Annotated in this window: 20 protein-coding genes and 3 tRNA genes; 14 read left to right on the top strand and 9 right to left on the bottom strand. The window is 36.8% G+C overall.

The genetic code is table 11. The features are described 5' to 3' along the window. Positions 1 to 21: 21 nt before the first annotated feature. Positions 22 to 903, bottom strand: a complete 882-nt coding sequence (locus tag H9Q20_RS02690) for a DMT family transporter (RefSeq protein WP_187478240.1) — start codon at positions 901 to 903, stop codon at positions 22 to 24. A 362-nt stretch (positions 904 to 1,265) separates the two neighbouring features. Here H9Q20_RS02690 and H9Q20_RS02685 point away from each other — a divergent pair, with 362 nt between their 5' ends. The 4 genes from H9Q20_RS02685 (at position 1,266) to H9Q20_RS02670 (ending at position 5,489) form a co-directional block, all read left to right on the top strand. After that, positions 1,266 to 2,894: an acyl-CoA carboxylase subunit beta gene (locus tag H9Q20_RS02685; protein WP_187478239.1), complete on the top strand. Its 1,629-nt coding sequence runs from the start codon at positions 1,266 to 1,268 to the stop codon at positions 2,892 to 2,894. Between the two features lie 111 nt (positions 2,895 to 3,005). Then, entirely contained in the window at positions 3,006 to 3,593 is a 588-nt protein-coding gene (locus H9Q20_RS02680) for a hypothetical protein (protein ID WP_222933883.1), read from the top strand. A 15-nt stretch (positions 3,594 to 3,608) separates the two neighbouring features. Then, positions 3,609 to 4,706, top strand: a complete 1,098-nt coding sequence (locus H9Q20_RS02675) for a Nif3-like dinuclear metal center hexameric protein (RefSeq protein ID WP_124640647.1) — start codon at positions 3,609 to 3,611, stop codon at positions 4,704 to 4,706. A gap of 3 nt (positions 4,707 to 4,709) precedes the next feature. Then, on the top strand, positions 4,710 to 5,489 hold the full coding sequence (locus H9Q20_RS02670; RefSeq protein ID WP_124640648.1) for a zinc ribbon domain-containing protein: 780 nt from the start codon (positions 4,710 to 4,712) through the stop codon (positions 5,487 to 5,489). 208 nt (positions 5,490 to 5,697) lie between these two features. Here H9Q20_RS02670 and H9Q20_RS02665 read toward each other — a convergent pair whose 3' ends face one another. Further along, on the bottom strand, positions 5,698 to 6,681 hold the full coding sequence (locus tag H9Q20_RS02665) for a PLP-dependent cysteine synthase family protein (RefSeq protein ID WP_124640649.1): 984 nt from the start codon (positions 6,679 to 6,681) through the stop codon (positions 5,698 to 5,700). A gap of 123 nt (positions 6,682 to 6,804) precedes the next feature. Here H9Q20_RS02665 and H9Q20_RS02660 point away from each other — a divergent pair, with 123 nt between their 5' ends. Then, positions 6,805 to 8,649 carry an alpha-L-fucosidase gene (locus tag H9Q20_RS02660; protein ID WP_187478237.1) on the top strand — a complete coding sequence of 615 codons (1,845 nt, stop codon included), beginning with the start codon at positions 6,805 to 6,807 and terminating at the stop codon, positions 8,647 to 8,649. A gap of 267 nt (positions 8,650 to 8,916) precedes the next feature. On the opposite strand, the gene H9Q20_RS02655 is transcribed toward H9Q20_RS02660, so the two are convergent. Then, complete coding sequence (locus H9Q20_RS02655; protein WP_187478236.1) at positions 8,917 to 10,146, bottom strand: ABC transporter permease; 1,230 nt, start codon at positions 10,144 to 10,146, stop codon at positions 8,917 to 8,919. 4 nt (positions 10,147 to 10,150) lie between these two features. On the opposite strand from H9Q20_RS02655, the gene H9Q20_RS02650 reads away from it, so the two are divergent. Beyond that, a complete protein-coding gene (locus H9Q20_RS02650; RefSeq protein WP_187478235.1) occupies positions 10,151 to 11,344 on the top strand; it encodes an exo-beta-N-acetylmuramidase NamZ domain-containing protein in 1,194 nt (397 codons plus the stop codon). Positions 11,345 to 11,414: 70 nt separating this feature from the next. Here the strand turns inward: H9Q20_RS02650 and rplT are convergent, their stop codons facing one another. The 3 genes from rplT to H9Q20_RS02635 all read right to left on the bottom strand — a co-directional run bounded on the left by rplT (position 11,415) and on the right by H9Q20_RS02635 (position 13,016). After that, entirely contained in the window at positions 11,415 to 11,759 is a 345-nt protein-coding gene (rplT, locus tag H9Q20_RS02645) for a 50S ribosomal protein L20 (RefSeq protein ID WP_124640653.1), read from the bottom strand. Between the two features lie 127 nt (positions 11,760 to 11,886). Then, positions 11,887 to 12,084, bottom strand: coding sequence for a 50S ribosomal protein L35 (gene rpmI, locus H9Q20_RS02640; protein ID WP_114304469.1), 198 nt, complete (start codon positions 12,082 to 12,084; stop codon positions 11,887 to 11,889). Positions 12,085 to 12,287: 203 nt separating this feature from the next. Beyond that, the gene (locus tag H9Q20_RS02635) at positions 12,288 to 13,016 is read right to left on the bottom strand and encodes a hypothetical protein (protein WP_187478234.1); all 729 of its coding nucleotides are present in this window, start codon (positions 13,014 to 13,016) and stop codon (positions 12,288 to 12,290) included. Between the two features lie 60 nt (positions 13,017 to 13,076). On the opposite strand from H9Q20_RS02635, the gene H9Q20_RS02630 reads away from it, so the two are divergent. Further along, the gene (locus tag H9Q20_RS02630) at positions 13,077 to 13,523 is read left to right on the top strand and encodes an RNA-binding S4 domain-containing protein (RefSeq protein ID WP_124640655.1); all 447 of its coding nucleotides are present in this window, start codon (positions 13,077 to 13,079) and stop codon (positions 13,521 to 13,523) included. Here H9Q20_RS02630 and H9Q20_RS02625 read toward each other — a convergent pair. Further along, positions 13,520 to 14,032: a shikimate kinase gene (locus tag H9Q20_RS02625; RefSeq protein WP_187478233.1), complete on the bottom strand. Its 513-nt coding sequence runs from the start codon at positions 14,030 to 14,032 to the stop codon at positions 13,520 to 13,522. The genes H9Q20_RS02630 and H9Q20_RS02625 overlap by 4 nt on opposite strands. Before the next feature lie 102 nt (positions 14,033 to 14,134). Here H9Q20_RS02625 and H9Q20_RS02620 point away from each other — a divergent pair. The 3 genes from H9Q20_RS02620 (at position 14,135) to H9Q20_RS02610 (ending at position 14,420) form a co-directional block, all read left to right on the top strand. Then, a tRNA-Lys gene (locus H9Q20_RS02620) sits at positions 14,135 to 14,207 on the top strand. Positions 14,208 to 14,229: 22 nt separating this feature from the next. After that, positions 14,230 to 14,312: transfer RNA gene (locus tag H9Q20_RS02615), tRNA-Leu, on the top strand. A gap of 35 nt (positions 14,313 to 14,347) precedes the next feature. Continuing rightward, positions 14,348 to 14,420, top strand: a tRNA-Lys gene (locus H9Q20_RS02610). A 92-nt stretch (positions 14,421 to 14,512) separates the two neighbouring features. Here the strand turns inward: H9Q20_RS02610 and H9Q20_RS02605 are convergent. Continuing rightward, the gene (locus H9Q20_RS02605) at positions 14,513 to 15,448 is read right to left on the bottom strand and encodes a sulfate/molybdate ABC transporter ATP-binding protein (RefSeq protein WP_187478232.1); all 936 of its coding nucleotides are present in this window, start codon (positions 15,446 to 15,448) and stop codon (positions 14,513 to 14,515) included. 76 nt (positions 15,449 to 15,524) lie between these two features. On the opposite strand from H9Q20_RS02605, the gene H9Q20_RS02600 reads away from it, so the two are divergent. The 4 genes from H9Q20_RS02600 to H9Q20_RS02585 all read left to right on the top strand — a co-directional run bounded on the left by H9Q20_RS02600 (position 15,525) and on the right by H9Q20_RS02585 (position 19,313). Further along, complete coding sequence (locus H9Q20_RS02600) at positions 15,525 to 16,184, top strand: YceI family protein (RefSeq protein ID WP_124640658.1); 660 nt, start codon at positions 15,525 to 15,527, stop codon at positions 16,182 to 16,184. 137 nt (positions 16,185 to 16,321) lie between these two features. Next, on the top strand, positions 16,322 to 17,332 hold the full coding sequence (pheS, locus tag H9Q20_RS02595) for a phenylalanine--tRNA ligase subunit alpha (RefSeq protein ID WP_124640678.1): 1,011 nt from the start codon (positions 16,322 to 16,324) through the stop codon (positions 17,330 to 17,332). Between the two features lie 240 nt (positions 17,333 to 17,572). Next, positions 17,573 to 17,959 (top strand): BlaI/MecI/CopY family transcriptional regulator, encoded by a 387-nt coding sequence (locus H9Q20_RS02590; protein WP_187478231.1) that lies wholly within the window; start codon positions 17,573 to 17,575, stop codon positions 17,957 to 17,959. Next, the gene (locus H9Q20_RS02585) at positions 17,943 to 19,313 is read left to right on the top strand and encodes a M56 family metallopeptidase (RefSeq protein WP_187478230.1); all 1,371 of its coding nucleotides are present in this window, start codon (positions 17,943 to 17,945) and stop codon (positions 19,311 to 19,313) included. The genes H9Q20_RS02590 and H9Q20_RS02585 overlap by 17 nt, the downstream gene beginning before the upstream one ends. A gap of 54 nt (positions 19,314 to 19,367) precedes the next feature. On the opposite strand, the gene H9Q20_RS02580 is transcribed toward H9Q20_RS02585, so the two are convergent. Then, entirely contained in the window at positions 19,368 to 20,141 is a 774-nt protein-coding gene (locus H9Q20_RS02580) for a DUF3108 domain-containing protein (protein ID WP_124640659.1), read from the bottom strand. Positions 20,142 to 20,143: the final 2 nt, after the last annotated feature.

Raw genomic sequence — 20,143 nt, 5'->3', positions numbered from 1 at the left:
TAAAAATACAAATATAAGAGATTATGCATTTAATTGTTTTTGTTTTTTTGCTTTTATAACACCGTTTACCACAATCGCCAAGATCATCACGGCTGATGCGATGTAAAAAATGGGACTCATCTGTTCGGATTGTCCAAAGATAAAATAGGCGAGTATGATGCCGTAGATGGGTTCTAAATTGACCGTCAGGATGAGTGTGAAAGGCGAAATGTACTTCATCAATTGTACGGACTCCAACATGGGGAAAGCTGTGAAAACGCCTGCCAGTAAGGTGATGAGACCTAGGTCGGACCAAGAAATCTGATCGAAATGGAAAATCTGACCGGAGAATAAATAGAAGATGGAGAGCAATGCCCAACCGCTAAAAATTTCATAAAAAATAATATTTCCCGCACTGGTTTTGCCAAATATTTTTCCGTTCAAAACGGAGAACACCGTTCCGAAAAAGGCACAAATAATTCCGTAAATAATTCCGGTTTTGTGTTGAAATTCGGTATTGAAAATCATGCCCATACAAATGACAATCACAATGCCCATGATGATTTCTGATAAATCTATTTTTCTTTTGAAAATTATGGGTTCTAAAATCGCAGCAAACAAGGTGGACAAAGAAAGACAACTCAGTGCAATGGATACATTGGATACTTTTATAGAGGTAAAAAAACAGTACCAATGCAACGCCATAAACCCGCCAATAATCGCCAAGTTGATGAAAAGCTTTTTGGAAACTTTCAGACTGTCTTTTTTGAAGAATCGTATGTAAACAAACAAAAAACCTGCTGCCAACAGCATTCTGTAAAACACCAGAACATCGGCATTGGCATGGATGAGTTTTCCTAAAATGGCTGTGAAACCCCAAAGAAAAACAATAAAATGTAATCTAAAAAGTGCTGTTTTCAGCATGATGGAATTGAATTTTAATATTTTGCAAAGCTACAAATCCATTTTTCGTTTTACAAAAATCAAAGCTAAAGAACGGAAATGTTTATTTTCCCAAATAAAAACCCCGAAAGTTATGCACCTTCGGGATCTTCAAATAATAAACTATTAAAAATTAAACTAGGAAATCGAAAAAATAAGATTGTGTTATTATCCTAAATCCTCGATACAAAATTAGAGAAAGATTGTATTATAAAAATGTTAAGGAGCGTTAAAGTATTTATAAATAAAATATTGTTTTTCAGTAGGTTATTTTCATGTGAAGGATCGTTTTTGCTTCATTCAAAAAAATCGTACTTTTAATGCATAAAAAATAAAGCTAATTTATGGACTTAGAATTCAACAAAAGAGAAGATCAAAATAAACTGAAGTGGTCAGAAATCAATAGGATTATTACAGAAATTAAAAAAGGTGGTGGAGAGAAAAGACTTCAAAAACTCCGCGATGAAGGGAAAATGACCGCAAGAGAAAGAATTGATTATCTTTTGGATAAAAATTCGGATTCAATAGAAATTGGTGGTTTTGCCGGTTACGAAATGTACAAAGAACACGGCGGTTGCCCAAGTGCGGGTGTAGTTGTTGTGATGGGCTATGTTTCTGGAAAACAATGTTTGGTCGTGGCCAACGATGCCTCTGTGAAAGCGGGAGCGTGGTTTCCGATTACCGGAAAGAAAAATCTTAGAGCTCAAGAAATCGCCATGGAAAATCGTTTACCCATAATTTATTTGGTAGATTCAGCCGGTGTTTATCTTCCGATGCAAGACGAGATTTTCCCGGACAAAGAACATTTCGGGCGTATTTTTAGAAACAATGCCAAAATGAGTTCCATGGGAATTGTTCAGATCTCTGCCGTGATGGGATCTTGCGTTGCCGGTGGTGCCTATTTGCCGATCATGAGCGACGAAGCTATGATTGTGGACAAGACCGGATCTATTTTCTTGGCAGGTAGTTATTTGGTGAAAGCAGCTATTGGAGAAAGTATCGATAACGAAACCTTGGGCGGTGCCACAACGCATTGTTCCGTGTCCGGAGTTACCGACTATAAAGCTAAAGATGATAAAGATGCTTTGGATAGGATAAAAAACATCATGAAGTCCATCGGATCTTATGATAAAGCAGGTTTTGACCGTGTTGAACCTGCAATGCCAAAAGCAAAATTGGAAGATATTTATGGGATAATGCCTGTGTCCAGAGCCGAGCAATACGACACCTACGAAATCATCAAATGCTTGGTGGATAACTCTGAGTTTGAAGAATACAAAGAAGATTACGGAAAATCCATTATCTGTTGTACTGCAAGAGTCGATGGCTGGAGCGTTGGTATCGTTGCCAACCAAAGAAAATTGGTGAAAAGTGGAAAAGGTGAAATGCAATTTGGTGGTGTGATTTATTCGGATTCTGCCGATAAAGCCACACGATTTATCGCCAATTGCAATCAAAGAAAAATTCCGTTAATTTTCCTACAAGATGTTACAGGATTTATGGTGGGTAGCAAGTCCGAACACGGCGGAATCATCAAAGACGGAGCGAAAATGGTAAATGCCGTTTCCAACTCTGTGGTTCCAAAATTCACCATCATCACCGGGAATTCTTACGGTGCCGGAAATTATGCCATGTGTGGTAAAGCCTACGATCCAAGATTAATCGTTGCTTGGCCTTGGGCAGATTTGGCCGTGATGGGTGGAGCTCAAGCAGCAAAAGTTCTGGCACAGATCCAAGAAGCAACTTTGAAAAAGCAAGGAAAAACTATTTCTGAAGAAGAGCACAATGCTATTTTGGACGAAATTTCAAAAAAATATCAAAAACAGACCGAAGCAACCTATGCTGCAGCGCGTCTTTGGACCGATGCCATCATCAATCCAGTGGATACCAGAAAATGGATTTCCATGGGGATAGAGGCTGCCGACCATGCTCCAATAACCGAAAAATTCAATTTGGGAGTTATTCAGGTTTGATAGCGTTGGATGTTGACTTTTGTTGATGAAACTTAAAGATAGAAAGTGAAAAAATGAAAACTTTTAAACACAAATATTATGAAAAAGCTGTTTGTATTATTTCTATTAAGTATGTTTCATTGGGTTGAAGCTCAGTGTTTTATCAACGGTAAATCTACAATTTATGTGTCTCAAGAAGAATCGTTTACGGTAGATCAGTTGGCGCAATGCAAAGAGTGTTATCAATGGTCGGTAAGCAGTACCAACGATGCGACAATCGTTTCTGATTACAAAACCAATGAGGTTAAAGTAAAAGGTTTGCGCGTAGGAAGGGTAACGCTTACCCTCTCTATGCTGACCAATAACGGCTTGGTACAATGCAACAAAAGTATTGATGTGATTGAAGGAAATTCAGTTGCCGGAACTTCATCAACCACAAAAATTTTGAATTGCGATATCGATATCAACGATTTTAAAGAGTTGAGGTATGCCGACAACCAAATTATTTTTGTTCCCAATGACAGTTCCAAAAATCTGACTTATCAGTGGGTGGTACGCTATCAACAAGGTGACGAAAAAAGATTTGAAGGTCGTGTTCCGAATGTGGATTATTCCGTAGCCAACCCAATTAATGAGGTCCGATTGATCATCAATTCGACCGTTTGTACCCGAAAATTTTCCAAAACTTATCCTGAGAGTTTCTGGAAAGTTTTAAAGTAAATTTTATAATTGTTTATGATTTTAAAAGAAATAATTTCTAAAATAGAATCCATAATTCCTTTGCAACAAGCAGAAGATTTTGATAATGTCGGCTTGTTGTGTGGAAATCCGAATCGAGAAATCCAAGGAATTTTAATTTGCCACGATGCTTTGGAATCCGTTGTGGATGAAGCCATTGAAAGAAATGCCAATTTAGTGGTCTGTTTTCATCCCATTATTTTTTCGGGGTTAAAATCGTTGACCGGGAAAAATTATGTAGAAAGAGCCGTAATAAAAGCCATCGAAAATAAAATTGCAATTTATGCCATTCATACGGCATTCGATAACGATTTTTTCGGGGTCAATTATGGAATTTGTAAGGCTTTGGGTCTGGAAAATAGGCAGATTTTGGTGCCAAAAACTCAAGCATTGCAACAATTGGTTGTTCATGTTCCGCTTACGCATATCGAAGTGGTGAAAGAGGCTCTTTTTTCGGCTGGTGCCGGGCATATTGGATTTTACGATCAATGCAGTTTTTCGGTATCTGGACAAGGAACTTTCAGACCTTTGGATGGGAGCAACCCGTACAGTGGGAAAATAGGTCTCAGAGAGCAGACCGAAGAGGTTGCCCTTTCTGTAATTTTCGAATCGTACAAACAATTTTCTATTCTTCAAGCTGCAAAAACAGCACATCCTTATGAAGAAGTCGCGTATCAAATTTATGCTTTAGAAAATGAAAATCAGTACCAAGGATTGGGAATGTTTGGGGAATTGGAAGAAGCGATGGACGAGGTCGATTTTATGAATTTTTTGAAAGAAAAATTCGAATTGAAACTCATTCGTCATTCCAATTTAATAGGAAAAAAAGTAAGAACCATTGGTGTTTTGGGTGGTAGCGGAGCTAGTGGGATCAAGAAGGCATTGTCTCAAAAATGCGATGTGTACATCACTGGCGATGTCAAGTACCACGATTTCTTTTTGGCCGAAAATAAAATGCTCATTTGTGACATTGGCCATTTTGAGTCAGAACGATTTGTCTGTCAACAATTATTTGAAATTTTGTCAGAAAATTTTCCTAACTTTGCAATCTTGAAAACAAACGAGAATACCAATCCCGTAAATTATTTTTTATAAAATATGGCTAAAAAAACTTTAGAAATTTCTGTTGAAGAAAAATTAAGAGCATTATACGATCTTCAAATTATTGACTCTAGATTGGATGAAATCCGCAATACAAGAGGAGAATTGCCTATTGAAGTAGAGGATTTGGAAATCGAAATCGAAGGTCTTGAGAAAAGAACAGAGAAATTTCAAAACGAAATTAAGCAACAAGATGACGACATTAAGATGAAAAATGAAGTGATCAATCATGCTAAATCGTTAATCGAAAAATACAAATCGCAACAAGATAGCGTTAGAAATAACAAAGAATTTGAAGCCCTAGATAAAGAAATTGAATTCCAAGATCTGGAAATCCAATTGGCTGAAAAAAGAATCAAAGAAGCGGGTGCTAGAAAAGCACACAAGCTAGAATCTTTGGAAGAACTAAATACTAAAATTGAAGGACTAAGAACCCACTTAAACTTCAAGAAAACCGAATTGGACGGTTTGATTTCTGAAACTCAAAAAGAAGAAGAATTCTTGATCGAAAAGTCAAAAGAATTCAGCACACTAATTGATGAGAGATTGTTAAATTCATACAACAGAATTAGAACCAATTCTTCCAACGGTTTGGCAGTTGTAGGTCTAGAAAGAGGTGCACCTAAAGGTTCATTCTTTACTTTGCCTCCTCAAAAACAAATGGAAATTGCTCAAAGAAAGAAAATCATCATCGATGAGCACAGTGGAAAAATCCTTGTGGATGACGAATTGGTGATTGAAGAAGATCAAAAAATGATGGATATTATTAAATTCTAATTTCTATTATTTATAAATGAAAAAAAGTTCAAGTGAAAACTTGGACTTTTTTATTACTCAAAAAGGGTGGTTTTCCTGTTGTGTTTTTTGGAAATCAATCTACCTTTGTCATGAATTTTTTTCTAAAGAACATAAAAACACAAGATGAAAATGAGAAAGCCGACCCTAACAGTCGGCTTTCTTATCGTTTATGATGAATGATTTGGAATTAGTCCAACCATCCTTGTTCTTTCATCCATTCGTCGTTGTAAATTTTACCAACATAACGAGAGCCGTGATCGTGCAATAAGACAACAACAACATCGTCTTGGGTGAACTGATCTTTCATTTGTACCAATGCCGAAATGGCTGATCCTGCAGAGTATCCGCAGAAAATTCCTTCTTCTTTAGCCAGTTTTCTGGCGTAAACGGCACCGTCTTTATCGCTTACTTTCTCGAAATGATCGATGACAGACATGTCATAATTTTGCGGAATAATATCTTCACCAATACCTTCGGTAATGTAGGTGTAGGCATGATCCGGGTGGAACTCTCCCGTCTCGTGATATTCTTTCAAGATGGATCCATAAGTATCAACTCCTAAAACTTTTATATTTGGATTTTTCTCTTTAAAAAACTTACCACAACCGGTAACGGTCCCTCCTGTTCCGGCTCCGGCCAAAAAGTGAGTAAGTTTTCCTTCTGTTTGTTCCCAAATTTCTGGTGCGGTTTGCTCATAATGCGCCAATCGGTTCGATAGATTGTCGTATTGGTTGACATACCATCCGTTTTCCGTTTCCTCGGCCAATCTTCTAGAGACAGAGTAATAAGATCTTGGGTCGTCTGGAGTAACATCGGTTGGACAAACGATAACCTCGGCACCCACTGCTCTTAGAATGTCGCATTTTTCTTTGGATTGCTTGGAGTTGGTCACAAAAATACATTTGTATCCTTTGATGATGGCGGCCAATGCCAATCCCATACCGGTATTACCACTGGTACCTTCTATGATGGTTCCGCCGGGCTTGAGGCTTCCATTTTTTTCGGCATCTTCAATCATTTTCAGAGCCATACGGTCTTTTACAGAATTTCCGGGGTTAAAGGTTTCTACCTTTGCCAATACCAAGGCTGGAAAGTCTTCGCCCAAAACTTTGTTCAGTTTAATTAATGGTGTATTTCCAATGGTTTCAAGTATGTTATTTGCGTATTTCATAATCAATAAAAATTAAAGTTTGCAAATATACTTCTTTTATCCATGATAATCGTTTTGAACGGTGTTGTAATCTGAGATATTGTGTATATTTTAGTATTTTTAGGACGCTAATTTTTTAGAAATATGAAAAAGTTGTCTCACTCGATTTTTGGACTTGCAATCGTTTGTAATTCTGTGTTTTATGCTCAAGGAAATAAAGTTGACCATTCGGATAAAATGGATTGGTTTGGAGATGCTAAATTGGGCATCTTCATCCATTGGGGGATTTATTCGGTAAACGGAATTGCCGAATCGTGGGCTTTTTTCAACAATTACATCAGTCATCCCAATTATATGAAACAATTGGGTGGTTTTACAGCAAGTAAGTATCAGCCTGAGCAATGGACGAAATTAATTAAAAATTCAGGTGCTAAATATGCTGTCATTACAACTCGACATCATGATGGAGTTTCGCTTTGGGACTCTAAAGCCGATAAAGCCATCACCACAACCCAAGATGCTGCAGCCAAAAAAGATGTTTTGAGTCCTTTTGTGAAATCCTTGAAAACAACCGGACTGAAAACCGGATTGTACTACTCGCTGCCCGATTGGAGCCATCCGAATTACGATGTAGAAACCCGATTAAGAAAACGATATGAACTCAAGGATCAGCCTGAAAAATGGAATAATTTTGTGAAATATTATCAAGATCAACTCCGTGAAATTTCGGTGCAATACCAACCGGATCTCCTTTGGTTTGATGGCGATTGGGAGCACAATGCCGAAGAATGGAAATCCAAAGAAACGGCAGATTTGTTGAAGAAATACAATCCCAACATCATCATCAACTCCAGACTTAACCATTACGGCGATTATGAAACTCCAGAACAAGGAATCCCGGTTTTGGCACCACAGTCTAAATATTGGGAGTTGTGCTATACCATGAACGATTCTTGGGGATATCAACCGTATGATTTGCATTACAAAAGCCCGAACATGATCGTAAGAACCCTGGCCGATGTTGTCGCTATGGGTGGGAATTTATTAATTGATATAGGTCCAAAAGAAGACGGAACCCTACCGCAACAGCAAGTGGATATTTTGAAAAACCTAGGAAGATGGACCAAGAAATACAGCCAGTCAATTTATGCAACTCAAAGAGGGATTGGACCTGAGTATTTTATGGGAAAATCGGCGTTGTCTAAAAATCGAGAAAAGTTGTTTTTGTATTTGGAAGAAAAGAAAAATAAAGTTCGATTGTACGGGATAGATTCTAAAATAATTTCCGTAACCACAGCCGATTCCGAAGAAATACCTGTACCGTTTCAGCAGGATTCTTTTGGTAATGCCGTTTTGGATGTTTCCAAAATTTCTTTTGATCAAGATGCTACCGTGTTGACGGTTAATTTTAATGAAAGCCTGAAACTAAAGCCAAATGTTGAACTGGAAAAATCAGATTTGCAAAGTGTTTTACAACAAAATAATTCTCAAGATGCGGTTTATTCTATTGCCTATAAATTAAATTCTGGTACGAATTTGTTTAAAAATTCAGGAATTTCAGTTGATGGTGATGTAAAGCATCTTTCAAAGTTTAAAAATACCAATCCTATTACTTTGGATTGGGTGTCAAAACATGCAGAAGTTTTGTACGATACCGAAAAAGGAATGCCATCTGGACATTATTCTGGGTTGTCGGCGCTTTCTAAAGACAAACAAACACTGTATCTTTTTGTAGATGGCAAACCCAACGGACCCATCGCACTGAAAGGATTGAAAAACTCAATTTCCAGAATTCGTATTGTGGGAGAGGGGACCATGCTGTCGCACGATATTTACAACAAATTGTATTGGAGCCCAATTCCGGGAATTGTGTACATCGATGTTCCGGAAGACCGATTGGATAAGCAAATGACGGTTATTGCCATTTTGTTGGACAAACCTTTGGATCTGTATCGAGAAAGTCACGGCGCTTTGGAGTCCAATCTGTAATCTGAATGAAATTAAAAAACATTATTGTCCGATGAAAATATAAACAATTAATAGGTCGCTCCTATGGAGATTAACTATCTTAAATAAATATTAACTATTAACAGTTTTACTCCTATCGGAGCAGCTTTGGTCTCGGAGTGACCTACTGTTAATAGAAAAAATTAAGCAGTAAAAATAAAGCTCCAGAGGAGCGACCTGTCCTATTCTCCCATAGACATTCAGTTTTTCGAATCATTTGTATATTATTAAGATTGCAGGTTTTACTTTTTAATTGTATTTGATGGATTTCACGGGCGAAATTTTACTTATCAAATAACTCGGGATTACCAAGGCAAGTGCAGCAACCATTAATATTCCTAATGAAATAAAAATAATGTAAATGGGATTCAAATCAACAGGAACAGTACTCACATAATAGTTGTCAGGGTTCAGTCGAATCAAGCCAAAATATTTCTGACAAAGCAAGAGTCCCAAACCGATTAGATTTCCGTAGAGCAGTCCCGGAACCATGATCAATAAAGTATAATTGATGAAAATGGTACGGATCTGGCTGTTGTTGGCGCCTAAAGTTTTCAACACACCGATGGAGTTGGTTCTTTCGATAATCAAAATCAACAATACCATGATGATGTTAATGATGACCACCACCAACATCAAGGTGATGATGATGGCGATATAATTATCAAAAAGATTGATCCAGTCTTTGATCATCGGATATTTATCAGTCGCTTTTTCTGCATAATTTTTTATACCAATTTCCTTTTCAATAACCGGGAAATCCTTGTCAATGGTGTTGATGTCTTTCACAAAAATATCCAAACCACCAATATCCTTTTTGTCCATATCCAAAATTTTACGGACATGGTTGATGTCGCCCAAGATGAATTGGTCGTCAATCATTTTTATATCGGTTTTGTAGATGCCTACAATTTCGAATTTTCTGTAGATGGGCTTTTGATCGGCTTTAGAAAAGATTGCAACAATACTGTCTTTAACTTTCAGGTGCAGGTCGTTGGCAATTTTATTGGAAATGGTTATGCCGTTGTTGTACCCTTTGCCATCAATTTTTGGAGTTTCTCCCTTGAGTAAGAATTTTTTGAATCGCTGGTGGTCAAAATCCTCGGCAATGCCTTTGAAAATTATTCCTGAAAAATTATCTTTGGTTCTCAAAATACCGGTTACCGTCGCAAAAGATTGCGTGGCAGCAACATCAGGGTTGGATTTTATTTTTTGCAATTGCAAACCCTGTTGGTCCAAAACCGATGTGTTGAACGAAGCGTTGGATTGGGTAGATTTTACCGTAATGTGTCCGCTAAAATCGGCAACCCGCTCTTGGATGGCTTTTTTAGATCCCAAACCGGTAGCAATGGTGATTAGAGAAACGATGATGCCTAAAGCTACAGAAATTCGACCAATTAGGACAATCACTCTGGAGAGTGTATTTTTGTTATCTTTGGATCGTGCAATTTTTCTAGAAAAATATAATGGAAATTTCAATCGTATGAATTTAAACTTCAAAATTAAAAATTTACTTCTTATTTGCCTAATTTTTTTGAGTTTTGGCTCGGTTAAAGCTCAAATAAACAAAGACCAACCATGTTATCTTGCCGGAGCGGATCGTCCAGAGCTTTATTTGCCCATGTTGCAAAACAAGACCATTGCAGTAGTAACCAACCAAACCGGCAAGCTGAAAGACGGTACTTTTTTAGTGGATTTTTTGGTGAAAAATAGCATTAATATTAAAACCATTTTTGCTCCCGAACACGGTTTTCGTGGAGATGCAGATGCTGGAGAACATGTGAAAAATGGGGTAGATGCCAAAACAGGAATCCAAATTGTTTCCTTGTACGGGAAAAATAAAAAACCAAATGCCGAGCAACTAAAAGGCTTGGATGTCATTTTATTCGATATTCAGGATGTTGGCGTTAGGTTTTATACCTACATTTCGACTTTAGCTTTGGTTATGGAAGCCGGTGCCGAGAACCGTGTAGAAGTGATGGTTTTGGACAGACCCAATCCACACGATGGATATGTTGATGGTCCCGTTCTGGAACAGAAATGGACTTCTTTTGTAGGGATGCATCCCGTTCCTGTAGTGTATGGATTGACCATTGGCGAGTACGGAAAAATGGTAAATGGCGAAAAATGGTTGAAGAATGGTGTTCAAGTGAATTATACTTTGATCCCAATGAAGGATTACCATAAAAAAATGCGTTATCCAATATCCGATAAGCCGTCTCCAAATTTACCCAACGACTTATCCATTAATTTGTATCCCAGCCTTTGTTTTTTCGAAGGTACTCAAGTTTCTGTTGGTCGTGGTACCCATTTTCCTTTTCAGGTGTATGGGTCACCGTGGACCAAGGATTTCCCTTTTCAGTTTACTCCCAAACCCAATGCCGGCGCAAAAGACCCTTTCTTGAATGGGAAACTTTGTTATGGCGAAGATCTTAGAGGTACTACAGAGCTTAGATCTTTGGATTTGCAATGGTTGATCAAAGCGTACAGGGATTATAAAAATCCGGCGCAAGATTTCTTTCTAAAGAATTTGTTTTTTGATACTTTGGCAGGAAGTGACGAGTTGAGGAAGCAAATTACATCGGGTAAATCGGCTCTTGAAATAAAAGAATCTTGGCAAAAAGACTTGAACGATTTTGAGAAAATAAGATCCAAATACATTATCTATCAAGACTAGACGATGAAAGATAGTAAAAAACCCAAGCCATAAGCTTGGGTTTCTTTATTGATAACAAATAGATTACGAATTATTTTACTTGATCTACAACAGCTTTGAAAGCTTCAGGGTGGTTCATTGCAAGGTCTGCAAGAACTTTTCTGTTCAATTCGATGTTGTTTTTCTTAAGAGCTCCCATGAACTGAGAGTAAGACATTCCGTGCTCTCTAGCACCAGCGTTGATACGCGTGATCCAAAGAGATCTGAAGTTTCTTTTCTTCTCTTTTCTTCCGCGGTAAGCATATTGCATAGCTTTTTCAACCGCGTTTTTAGCTACAGTCCAAACATTTTTTCTTCTACCGAAAAAACCTTTAGCCTGCTTCATTACTTTTTTTCTGCGTGCTCTAGAAGCAACGGCATTTACTGATCTTGGCATAATTTGTTGTTGTTTTTTGGAATTGAGCGGTAATTATTTTATCACTCTTTGGTGCTCTAATCCCGGGTTAAACTTTTTAATTGAATTGTTTGATGAATTCTTATAAACCGATATGGATTTATAAAAACTACTTAATCGCTAATTGACGCTTAACGCTTTTCTCGTCCACAGTAGCAACATAAGAAGTTTGCGTAAGATTTCTCTTTTGCTTAGTTTCTTTCTTTGTCAAGATGTGGCTTTTATAAGCATTTTTTCTTTTGATCTTTCCGGTTCCGGTAAGAGCAAAACGCTTCTTAGCTCCTGATTTAGTTTTTAATTTTGGCATTGTCTTGCTTTTTTTGTTTTTGTTATCAATGAGTTTGCAAAAGTACAATTTTTTATTGATTGTTAATAATTTGTGTTCAACAAAAATTTATTAAAATCGAATATGTTCACTTGTTAAACCAAACTTTCAGTTTTTATTCCATTTAAAACCATAAAAAAAGCCATACAAAAGTACGGCTCTCGATATATTGATTTTAGTTCAAGTTATTCTTGGTCAGCAGGTCTTGCGCTACTTTTATAAACTTGAAAGTTGAAAACAAAAGAACGGTTTCTCCAGTTTACATTTTGATACGGGTAATGGTTGTCTCTGGCAAATGCGGACCTAGAAGGAACAATGATGACGCCTTGTAGGTTGTAGTTGTCACTATCCGGAATGTTGTACGCCAAAAATTTTCGTATCCCCTCTTGGAAGCCTTCCATTTCGTAGTACGATCTGCTTTTACCGGAAGCGGTCATGGTTGCATTTTTCACATAATAATACATTGGGTCTATCTGTGGTACACCATTTCCTTGTATGGTGTTTACAAATGCTGCAGGAGATGAAAATTTAATAACCCCATCAACACTCATGGCTACATATCCAAGTCCTTTGTTCATGATTCTGATAACATCGGTATTGCCAATGCTTGTACCGGGATTGGGTTGTGCATTGTTTCTCACGATGTAGATAACTCCAGAGCCGGGAAGGGTTTGTGGGTTCATGTTTGCCAAAGAAGTATTGCTGTCGTCAGAGGTGTCGTTGGCATCAAATGCTTTGATGTTGCCTTGTGCATCCAAGTAGTTTTCCGTCATGAATTTTTTAGCAGCCTCGTCATCGTAATAGTTTTGAGTAGCAATGTCTTCAGGCTCTTTGTAAGTTTCTACGGTTTCGTCTTTTCTGCAAGAACTAAGTGCAACCGAAAACATGATGCTATATAGAAATAATTTTTTCATTTTTGTTGAGTTGTAAATATTTGCTTTTAATTTTATAATTGGACAAAAGTATAAAAAAATATGAGAATTGATAAATTTTTGTGGAGCGTAAGGCTATATAAAACCCGAACGGTAGCTGCTGAAGAAATAAAAAAGAATAGAGTGTCTATTGGTGAGCATGTTGTAAAGGCATCAAGAGAGGTGAAGCCAGGGGAAATTATAAAAATTCGGAAAAATCAAATCGATTATACGATTAAAGTTTTGGATATTCCTAAAAGTAGAGTAGGAGCCAAATTGGTACCGGACTATATCGTTGATAAAACGGAGAAAGAACAATACGAGATGCTTCAGCTGAGAAGAATGGAGCAAAATTACTATCGTGCAAAAGGAGAAGGAAGGCCAACTAAAAAAGACAGAAGGGATATTGAAGAATATGTTTCTGCGGATCACTCAACAGATTCCGAAGAAGAGAAAGAGACCAATTGGGATAGTTTCTTCTCTTCCTTGGAAGATGATGTAGAGGATTAATCTATTTTAGAAAGTATTTCATCTACGATAGCCGTAGCTTCTTTAGCATTGGTGTTTATGGTAAACTGTGCTTTGGTATAATACGGATTTCTCTCGAAGAGATGCTTTGCAACAAACTCGGGCAAATCAAGATCATTAATATTAGCAATTAATGGTCTTTTTTCTTTTTGTTTCAAAAGTCGTTCGACCAGTTGACCTACGGAAGTTTGTAAAAAAAATGATGTAGAATTGTGATTGATGATCTCCATGTTGTTAAAATAAGCAGGAGTACCACCACCCAAACTTAAGACAAAATCTTTTCCACTGGCTAAGATCTCTTCCAATGCCTGTCTTTCCAGCTTTCTAAAGTACAATTCACCCTTGTTCTGAAAGATTTCAGCAATACTGCATTTGTTTTTTGTAGAAATGAATTTGTCAAGGTCAATTAATTCAAAATTTTTCTTTTCGGATAAGAGTTTGGATATGTGTGTCTTACCGCTTCCCATGTAGCCTAGTAGAGAAATAATCATGATTTTTTTTTGACAAATTTCACAAAAAATTTTGAGATATAAAAAAAAGCTGTATCTTTGCACCACTTTAAAACAGGAACTAATCCTGATAACAAAGTGGCCGACCTGGTAGCTCAGCTGGTAGAGCAATACACTTTTAATGTATGGGTCCTGGGTTCGAATCCCAGCCAGGTCACTTACTATTTGCGAAAGCAAATGCCTGTGTGGTGAAATTGGTAGACACGCCATCTTGAGGGGGTGGTTTCCTAAGGATGTGCTGGTTCGAGTCCAGTCGCAGGCACACAGACAAAAATATTTTGAATTGCAAAATTCAAAGACCTGGTAGCTCAGCTGGTAGAGCAATACACTTTTAATGTATGGGTCCTGGGTTCGAATCCCAGCCAGGTCACTAATTTGCTGAAAAGTAAATTTTTTTCATATTAATATTTTGTGATTTGGTGTTGAAATCCCGCTCGTAAGAGCGGGATTTCATTTTATATCCTAGCGAATCGTTATTCTAATTTTTCCTTCTATGGAGTTTGTACTGTACGATACAATCGTTTTTCCTTTACACAACAGTTTGTTCCAATAATGGCTGCCGGCAAATCGACTTTCTATCACCAAAGCATCCAGCCCTTCTTCATAAACCTGAATCTCTTCCGGAAAATAAAACTTCTTTTCAAGTCCAAACTCCACTCTCTCATCTTCAGTCCAAACATTTACTTCGCCCATCAATCGAGCTACATATTCACTTTTAGGGTTCTGGTACATGTTTTTTGGACTGTCATTTTGTATCAGTTTTCCATCTTTTATAACCGTAATCTGATCCAACCACGGCATGATTTCTTGGATTTCGTGTGTTGAAATTAGCAACGATATGTTCTCTTTTTTAACATAGTTAAAAAGTTTTTCCCTCAGAATAATTTTTCTAGAATAATCCAAATTACTGAACGGCTCGTCCAAAAGCAATAGTTTGGGTTTTACAGAAAGCGCTCTGGCTATCGCAACCCTTTGTTGTTGTCCACCGCTCAGGTTTTTTGGAAATTCATCAGCATAATCCTCTAGACCTACTATGGTAAGCAATTCCAAGACTTTTTCTCGTTTTAGCGCAAGGTTGATGTTCGAAATAAATTTACCAACATTGTCGTAAACCGTGGAATAAGGCATCAAATCATAGTTCTGAGCTACAAATTTCATTTCTTTTTCACCGGGAACTAAGTTTTTCTTAGGTCCAAATAACTTTTGATCTTCCAAGAAAATCTCACCGTTTTCCCAATCGTATAAGCCGTAAATTAGGCTCAATAAGGTCGATTTTCCACAGCCGCTTTCTCCAGCCAAGGCAATGATTTTTCCGGATTCTATTTCGTAATTAAAATTTTCGAACAAAGGTTTGTTCGGAGTATATGAAAAGTAAAGTTGATTGATTTTTAATAACATACCACAAAAATAAGATAAAATTTAGCAGAATTAAGGAAATATTGCTTAGTTTCGCTAAAATAATAAAATCAAAAAGATGAACAAAAAGTTAATGAACCCGGTTTTGGCAATTGTGCTGTGTGCAGCTGTTTTTACTTCATGTAAAAACGATAAGCCATTGACCAGCGAAACCCAAGAAGTAACCACAACCCAACACGGAGATACTTATCTTGTGGATGTGGTTGAAAGTAAAATTGAATGGAAAGGGTATAAGGTTTTTAAATCTGAAAATACCAGCCATTTCGGAACCATTAAATTCCAAAGTGGAGAGTTGACCGTAAAAGACAATAAGCTAGAAAGCGGAAAATTTGTTGCCGATGTTACCAGTCTAGAAAATGTGGATCTTAAAGATGATGCCGAGCAAAAAGCAAAACTAGAAGGACACCTGAAGAGCGGCGATTTTTTTGAAGTAGAAAAGTATCCAACAGCCACTTACGAAATTACAAAGGTTAGCGATGCAACAGGAAATGCAGATTACAACACGGTATTGGAAGGCAATCTGACCATGAAAGGCATAACCAAACCGATCAAATTTAATGCGAATGTATCCGTTGCAGACGGTGTGGTAACGGTAGCTACGGAGCCAACCGACATAAAAAGAGAAGATTTCGGGGTAAAATTCCAAATCCCAGTAGCCAACGGAATGATTAAAAACGATGTCAATGTACAAGTTTTAATCAAAGCCAAAACAAAATAAATTTTGGTACAATAAAATAAAATGATCTGTTTTGTCCACGGACAAAGCAGATTTTTTTTTCAATACGACAATAGATTGTAAAATTCATGGAAAAGCGTCGTATTTTTTTGTAATTTTGCCATCCTATAAGTTTAGCTATGTTAGATAAGATTGATGCGCATTTGTTGGAGGTACACAACTTCAACAGTACCAACAAAGAAGAGATTGAACAATTCAGAATTCGTTTTTCTGGAAAAAAAGGAATATTAAATGATTTTTTTGATCATTTCAAATCCGTTCCTAACGAACAGAAAAAAGAATTCGGACAAAAAATCAATACCCTAAAGCAAGCTGTAGCAACCAAGTTGGACGAACTGAAAGAAGCTAGCCAATCCAACATCATCTTAGAAAAAGAAGACCTTACCAAGCCGGGATTTCCGTTGGAGTTGGGGTCTAGACATCCCATCAACTTGGTGAAAAACCGAATTATAGAGATTTTTAAATCCATAGGATTTTCCGTAGCCGATGGCCCGGAAATAGAAGACGATTGGCACAATTTCTCAGCACTCAACATGCCCGATTATCACCCTGCAAGAGACATGCAGGACACTTTTTTCATCGAGCAAAATCCGGATATTTTACTGAGGACACACACCTCTTCGGTACAGATCCGTCACATGAAGGACAACCAACCGCCCATTCGTACACTTTCCCCAGGAAGGGTGTTTCGTAACGAAGCCGTTTCGTCCCGATCGCATTGTATATTCCACCAAATCGAAGGTTTGTACATCGACGAAAATGTAAGTTTTGCAGATCTCAAACAGACCATACAATTTTTCACCACCGAACTTTTTGGGAAATCCAAAATCCGTATGCGTCCCTCGTATTTCCCATTTACAGAACCCAGCGCCGAAGTCGATGTCTATTGGGGTCTGAACTCGGAAACCGATTATAGAATCACCAAAGGAACCGGTTGGTTAGAAATTATGGGTTGCGGAATGGTCGATCCTGCCGTATTGAAAAATGTGGATATCGATGCCGATAAATACTCAGGTTACGCCTTCGGAATGGGGATAGAAAGAATCGTGATGTTGCTGTACCAAATGAGCGACATCCGTATGTTCTTCGAAAACGATAAAAGGATGTTACAACAATTCGGTGCTTTATAATTTTTTAGGAGCATCACAATTTCGTTTTTTTAGAAATGCAGTACCGGCTGTCCGCTGTATCTTTTGTGCCTGGGCTTGTCCCATCGCTTACAAAAGGATGCCGCTCCCATCCGGGCTACAACAAAAGGAAAAGATTTTTCTCAAAAAAAAAAAAAAATAATCTTCAAAAAAAATTGAAGATTATTTTTTTTATCTCAATATTAATTCTACATTTGTAGAGTTAGATATATGTTTGTAGATATGAACTTAAAACTTACAGAAGCTGAGCAGGAAATTATGCAAATACTTTGGGAAAAGAAAAATGCATTTATGAAGGATATTTTGGAGGTGTACCAAGATCCAAAACCTGCAACAACTACGATTGCAACTCTTTTAAAACGGATGCAAAATAAAAATTATGTAGGATACAAACTCTATGGAAACTCAAGAGAGTACTATCCAAAAATTAATAAAGAAGATTATTTTGGCCAAGAAATGACTTCGATGCTGAATCGTTTTTTTAATAATTCAGTATCACAATTTGCTTCATTTTTCACTTCAAATGCAAAACTAACTAAAGAGCAATTAGAAGAACTTAAGTTGCTCATTGATGATAAAATAAAAAAAGAAAATGATGATACTAATTAGAATAATTTTAGGTTCAGCATTGTTGTATGCATTCTATCATTGGGTGTTAAGAAATGAAAAGACATTTAGGTTCAATCGAATTTATTTAATATTAGCCCTTGTTTTTTCATATTCAGTACCATTTATAATGATGGATATTCCGGATTTTCAAAATAATCATGGTGTGTTGATGGTTGGTAATCCTGAAAGTAAAATTCTAAATACCATAGAAAAAAACTCATCATTTTCAACCGTAGATTGGCAACAATTAGGAATAGGGATATATTTCTTTATCAGTTTTTTAATACTTGTCAGAGCTATTGGTTCAATTCGTAAAATCATAAACCTCAAAGGTGAGGATGTTCAATTTGAAAATAGTAAAATAAAGCTGGTCGAATTGCCTATTCAACCTTTTGGTTTTTGGAAGACCATTTATTTTAATAAGACTGAATATGAGAATTCAGGAATTGATAAGAGAATTTTTATACATGAAAAAGCACATATTCAACAATTGCATAGCCTCGATTTACTTTTTATTGAGTTGTTGATAGTATGTTCATGGATTAACCCTGTATTGTATTTTTATAGAAAAGCAATAATGGAAAATCATGAATTTTTGGCAGACAGAGAAGTATTAGAACAAAGTTGTGATATGAGGAGTTATCAAAATTTAATTCTTAATACCATTGACAATCACTGTAATTTGAAACTGACTCATTCACTATATTTTAATAACATCAAAAAACGCTTAATTATTATGAAACAACAAAAATCTAAAAATGCAACCATCAAGAATTGGATGTCATTACCCTTTTTTGTACTATTATTTTTTGGATTAGTACAAAAAACAAATGCTCAACAGAAGGTGAAAAAAGCAACCAAGCATGAGTTAAAGAATAAGGCTAATCCAAAATTGATAAAAAGTGCACCTAAAAAAGAAAAAATAGAAGTCTCAGCGGTTTTAATTGAGACTAATTTGAATGAAGTACCAGTAAAAAAGGATTCTTCTAATGGAGATGTTGTAAATGCTACAATTTTTGAAAATAATGAAATTAAACCAAATGACAAGAATCTTTCACAGCCTGCAGAATTTCCAGGAGGAGCAAATTCACTAAGGGCTAAGATTGCAAATGTATTTGATATGACAAAGTTTGATGTTCAAAAAGGAGTTCTAAAAACCGTTGTGCTTTTTTACATTGATGATAAAGGGAATTTAACAAATGTAATTGCAGAAGGAACGAACGAAATTTTTAATACAGAAGCAATAAGAACTGCAAAGTTTGTTGTAGGAAGTGAAAAATGGAAACCGGCAACAGAAGAGGACAAGTCAGTAGCTTCAGTATATAAGTTGCCAATGACTATTGTTTTTGAGTAAATAAATAACTTTGAATAATAAAAATGAAGCTGCTCAATTTGTGCAGCTTCATTTTTATTTTCTAAAATTTAACGGGTATTTTACATTTTCGTAACCGCTGATGTCGGCTTTCAGAGAACCAACAGCAAGTTCAGCTTTTATGGATACCGGGATGTGGTTGCCGTCGTTGGTTACCCAAAGGGTTACCCCTTCCTTAGCTTTAAAAACCCGTCCACTCATCACCGAGGGTATAATTTTTAGACAGTTAATCTTTCCAAATTTGGTTTTCACATCTTCAGTGCCCACCACTCTTAGTTGGAATGGGAAAAGTTCGTCATCAATCCAAACATTCAGGTTAAAGTGTTTTCCAACTTTTATCTCGCCGGCATCAAAACTTCTCAGGTAATAAAAAGCCGAAAGCATGTCTTGCACTCCTTTTACAGACTTCAATATTTTTGCCGGCGTGTTTGGTTTTTCTTTATCTTTTAAAGAAAGCAAAAGACTGTCGTGATTGAAGCTGGTTTCCAAATGTTGGGTATAGTTGCCTTCTTTCACATTTCGGATGTAGTAACTTGGCAAACCGGTGTTGTAGTCCATAAAACTTTCGTAGATGTCGTTTACCGGGAAAAAAGTTTTTACCAAACCGGTACTAACTCCGACCCCTTTTACATGGAAATGGGGTGCGCCGCGAAAGGTGGTTTTTTGTGTCGTTAGAGTCGCAGTTCCCGCATTTAAGATGCCGTAATGGATGCGGTATTTCAGGACTTCACCGGATTGTATGTTGTCTAATTTTTGGGAGAATAATAGTCCAAAAATCATAAGAGTAATAATGCTAAAAATCTTTTTCATAA

The sequence above is a fragment of the Amniculibacterium sp. G2-70 genome, assembly GCF_014353055.1.
Classification (GTDB): Bacteria; Bacteroidota; Bacteroidia; order Flavobacteriales; family Weeksellaceae; genus Amniculibacterium; species Amniculibacterium aquaticum.
This window is presented reverse-complemented; position numbering and strand designations above follow the sequence as displayed.

What these genes read in the sequence shown, in the direction of transcription:
- H9Q20_RS02670 (WP_124640648.1), top strand. Translation starts at nt 4,710, where the DNA reads ATGGCTAAAAAAACTTTAGAAATTTCTGTTGAAGAAAAATTAAGAGCA.
- H9Q20_RS02680 (WP_222933883.1), top strand. Translation starts at nt 3,006, where the DNA reads ATGTTTCATTGGGTTGAAGCTCAGTGTTTTATCAACGGTAAATCTACA.
- H9Q20_RS02580 (WP_124640659.1), bottom strand. Translation starts at nt 20,141, where the DNA reads ATGAAAAAGATTTTTAGCATTATTACTCTTATGATTTTTGGACTATTA.
- pheS (WP_124640678.1), top strand. Translation starts at nt 16,322, where the DNA reads ATGTTAGATAAGATTGATGCGCATTTGTTGGAGGTACACAACTTCAAC.
- H9Q20_RS02665 (WP_124640649.1), bottom strand. Translation starts at nt 6,681, where the DNA reads ATGAAATACGCAAATAACATACTTGAAACCATTGGAAATACACCATTA.
- H9Q20_RS02690 (WP_187478240.1), bottom strand. Translation starts at nt 903, where the DNA reads ATGCTGAAAACAGCACTTTTTAGATTACATTTTATTGTTTTTCTTTGG.
- H9Q20_RS02675 (WP_124640647.1), top strand. Translation starts at nt 3,609, where the DNA reads ATGATTTTAAAAGAAATAATTTCTAAAATAGAATCCATAATTCCTTTG.
- H9Q20_RS02650 (WP_187478235.1), top strand. Translation starts at nt 10,151, where the DNA reads ATGAATTTAAACTTCAAAATTAAAAATTTACTTCTTATTTGCCTAATT.
- rplT (WP_124640653.1), bottom strand. Translation starts at nt 11,759, where the DNA reads ATGCCAAGATCAGTAAATGCCGTTGCTTCTAGAGCACGCAGAAAAAAA.
- H9Q20_RS02590 (WP_187478231.1), top strand. Translation starts at nt 17,573, where the DNA reads ATGAACTTAAAACTTACAGAAGCTGAGCAGGAAATTATGCAAATACTT.
- H9Q20_RS02635 (WP_187478234.1), bottom strand. Translation starts at nt 13,016, where the DNA reads ATGAAAAAATTATTTCTATATAGCATCATGTTTTCGGTTGCACTTAGT.
- rpmI (WP_114304469.1), bottom strand. Translation starts at nt 12,084, where the DNA reads ATGCCAAAATTAAAAACTAAATCAGGAGCTAAGAAGCGTTTTGCTCTT.
- H9Q20_RS02630 (WP_124640655.1), top strand. Translation starts at nt 13,077, where the DNA reads ATGAGAATTGATAAATTTTTGTGGAGCGTAAGGCTATATAAAACCCGA.
- H9Q20_RS02600 (WP_124640658.1), top strand. Translation starts at nt 15,525, where the DNA reads ATGAACAAAAAGTTAATGAACCCGGTTTTGGCAATTGTGCTGTGTGCA.
- H9Q20_RS02625 (WP_187478233.1), bottom strand. Translation starts at nt 14,032, where the DNA reads ATGATTATTTCTCTACTAGGCTACATGGGAAGCGGTAAGACACACATA.
- H9Q20_RS02585 (WP_187478230.1), top strand. Translation starts at nt 17,943, where the DNA reads ATGATGATACTAATTAGAATAATTTTAGGTTCAGCATTGTTGTATGCA.
- H9Q20_RS02685 (WP_187478239.1), top strand. Translation starts at nt 1,266, where the DNA reads ATGGACTTAGAATTCAACAAAAGAGAAGATCAAAATAAACTGAAGTGG.
- H9Q20_RS02605 (WP_187478232.1), bottom strand. Translation starts at nt 15,448, where the DNA reads ATGTTATTAAAAATCAATCAACTTTACTTTTCATATACTCCGAACAAA.
- H9Q20_RS02660 (WP_187478237.1), top strand. Translation starts at nt 6,805, where the DNA reads ATGAAAAAGTTGTCTCACTCGATTTTTGGACTTGCAATCGTTTGTAAT.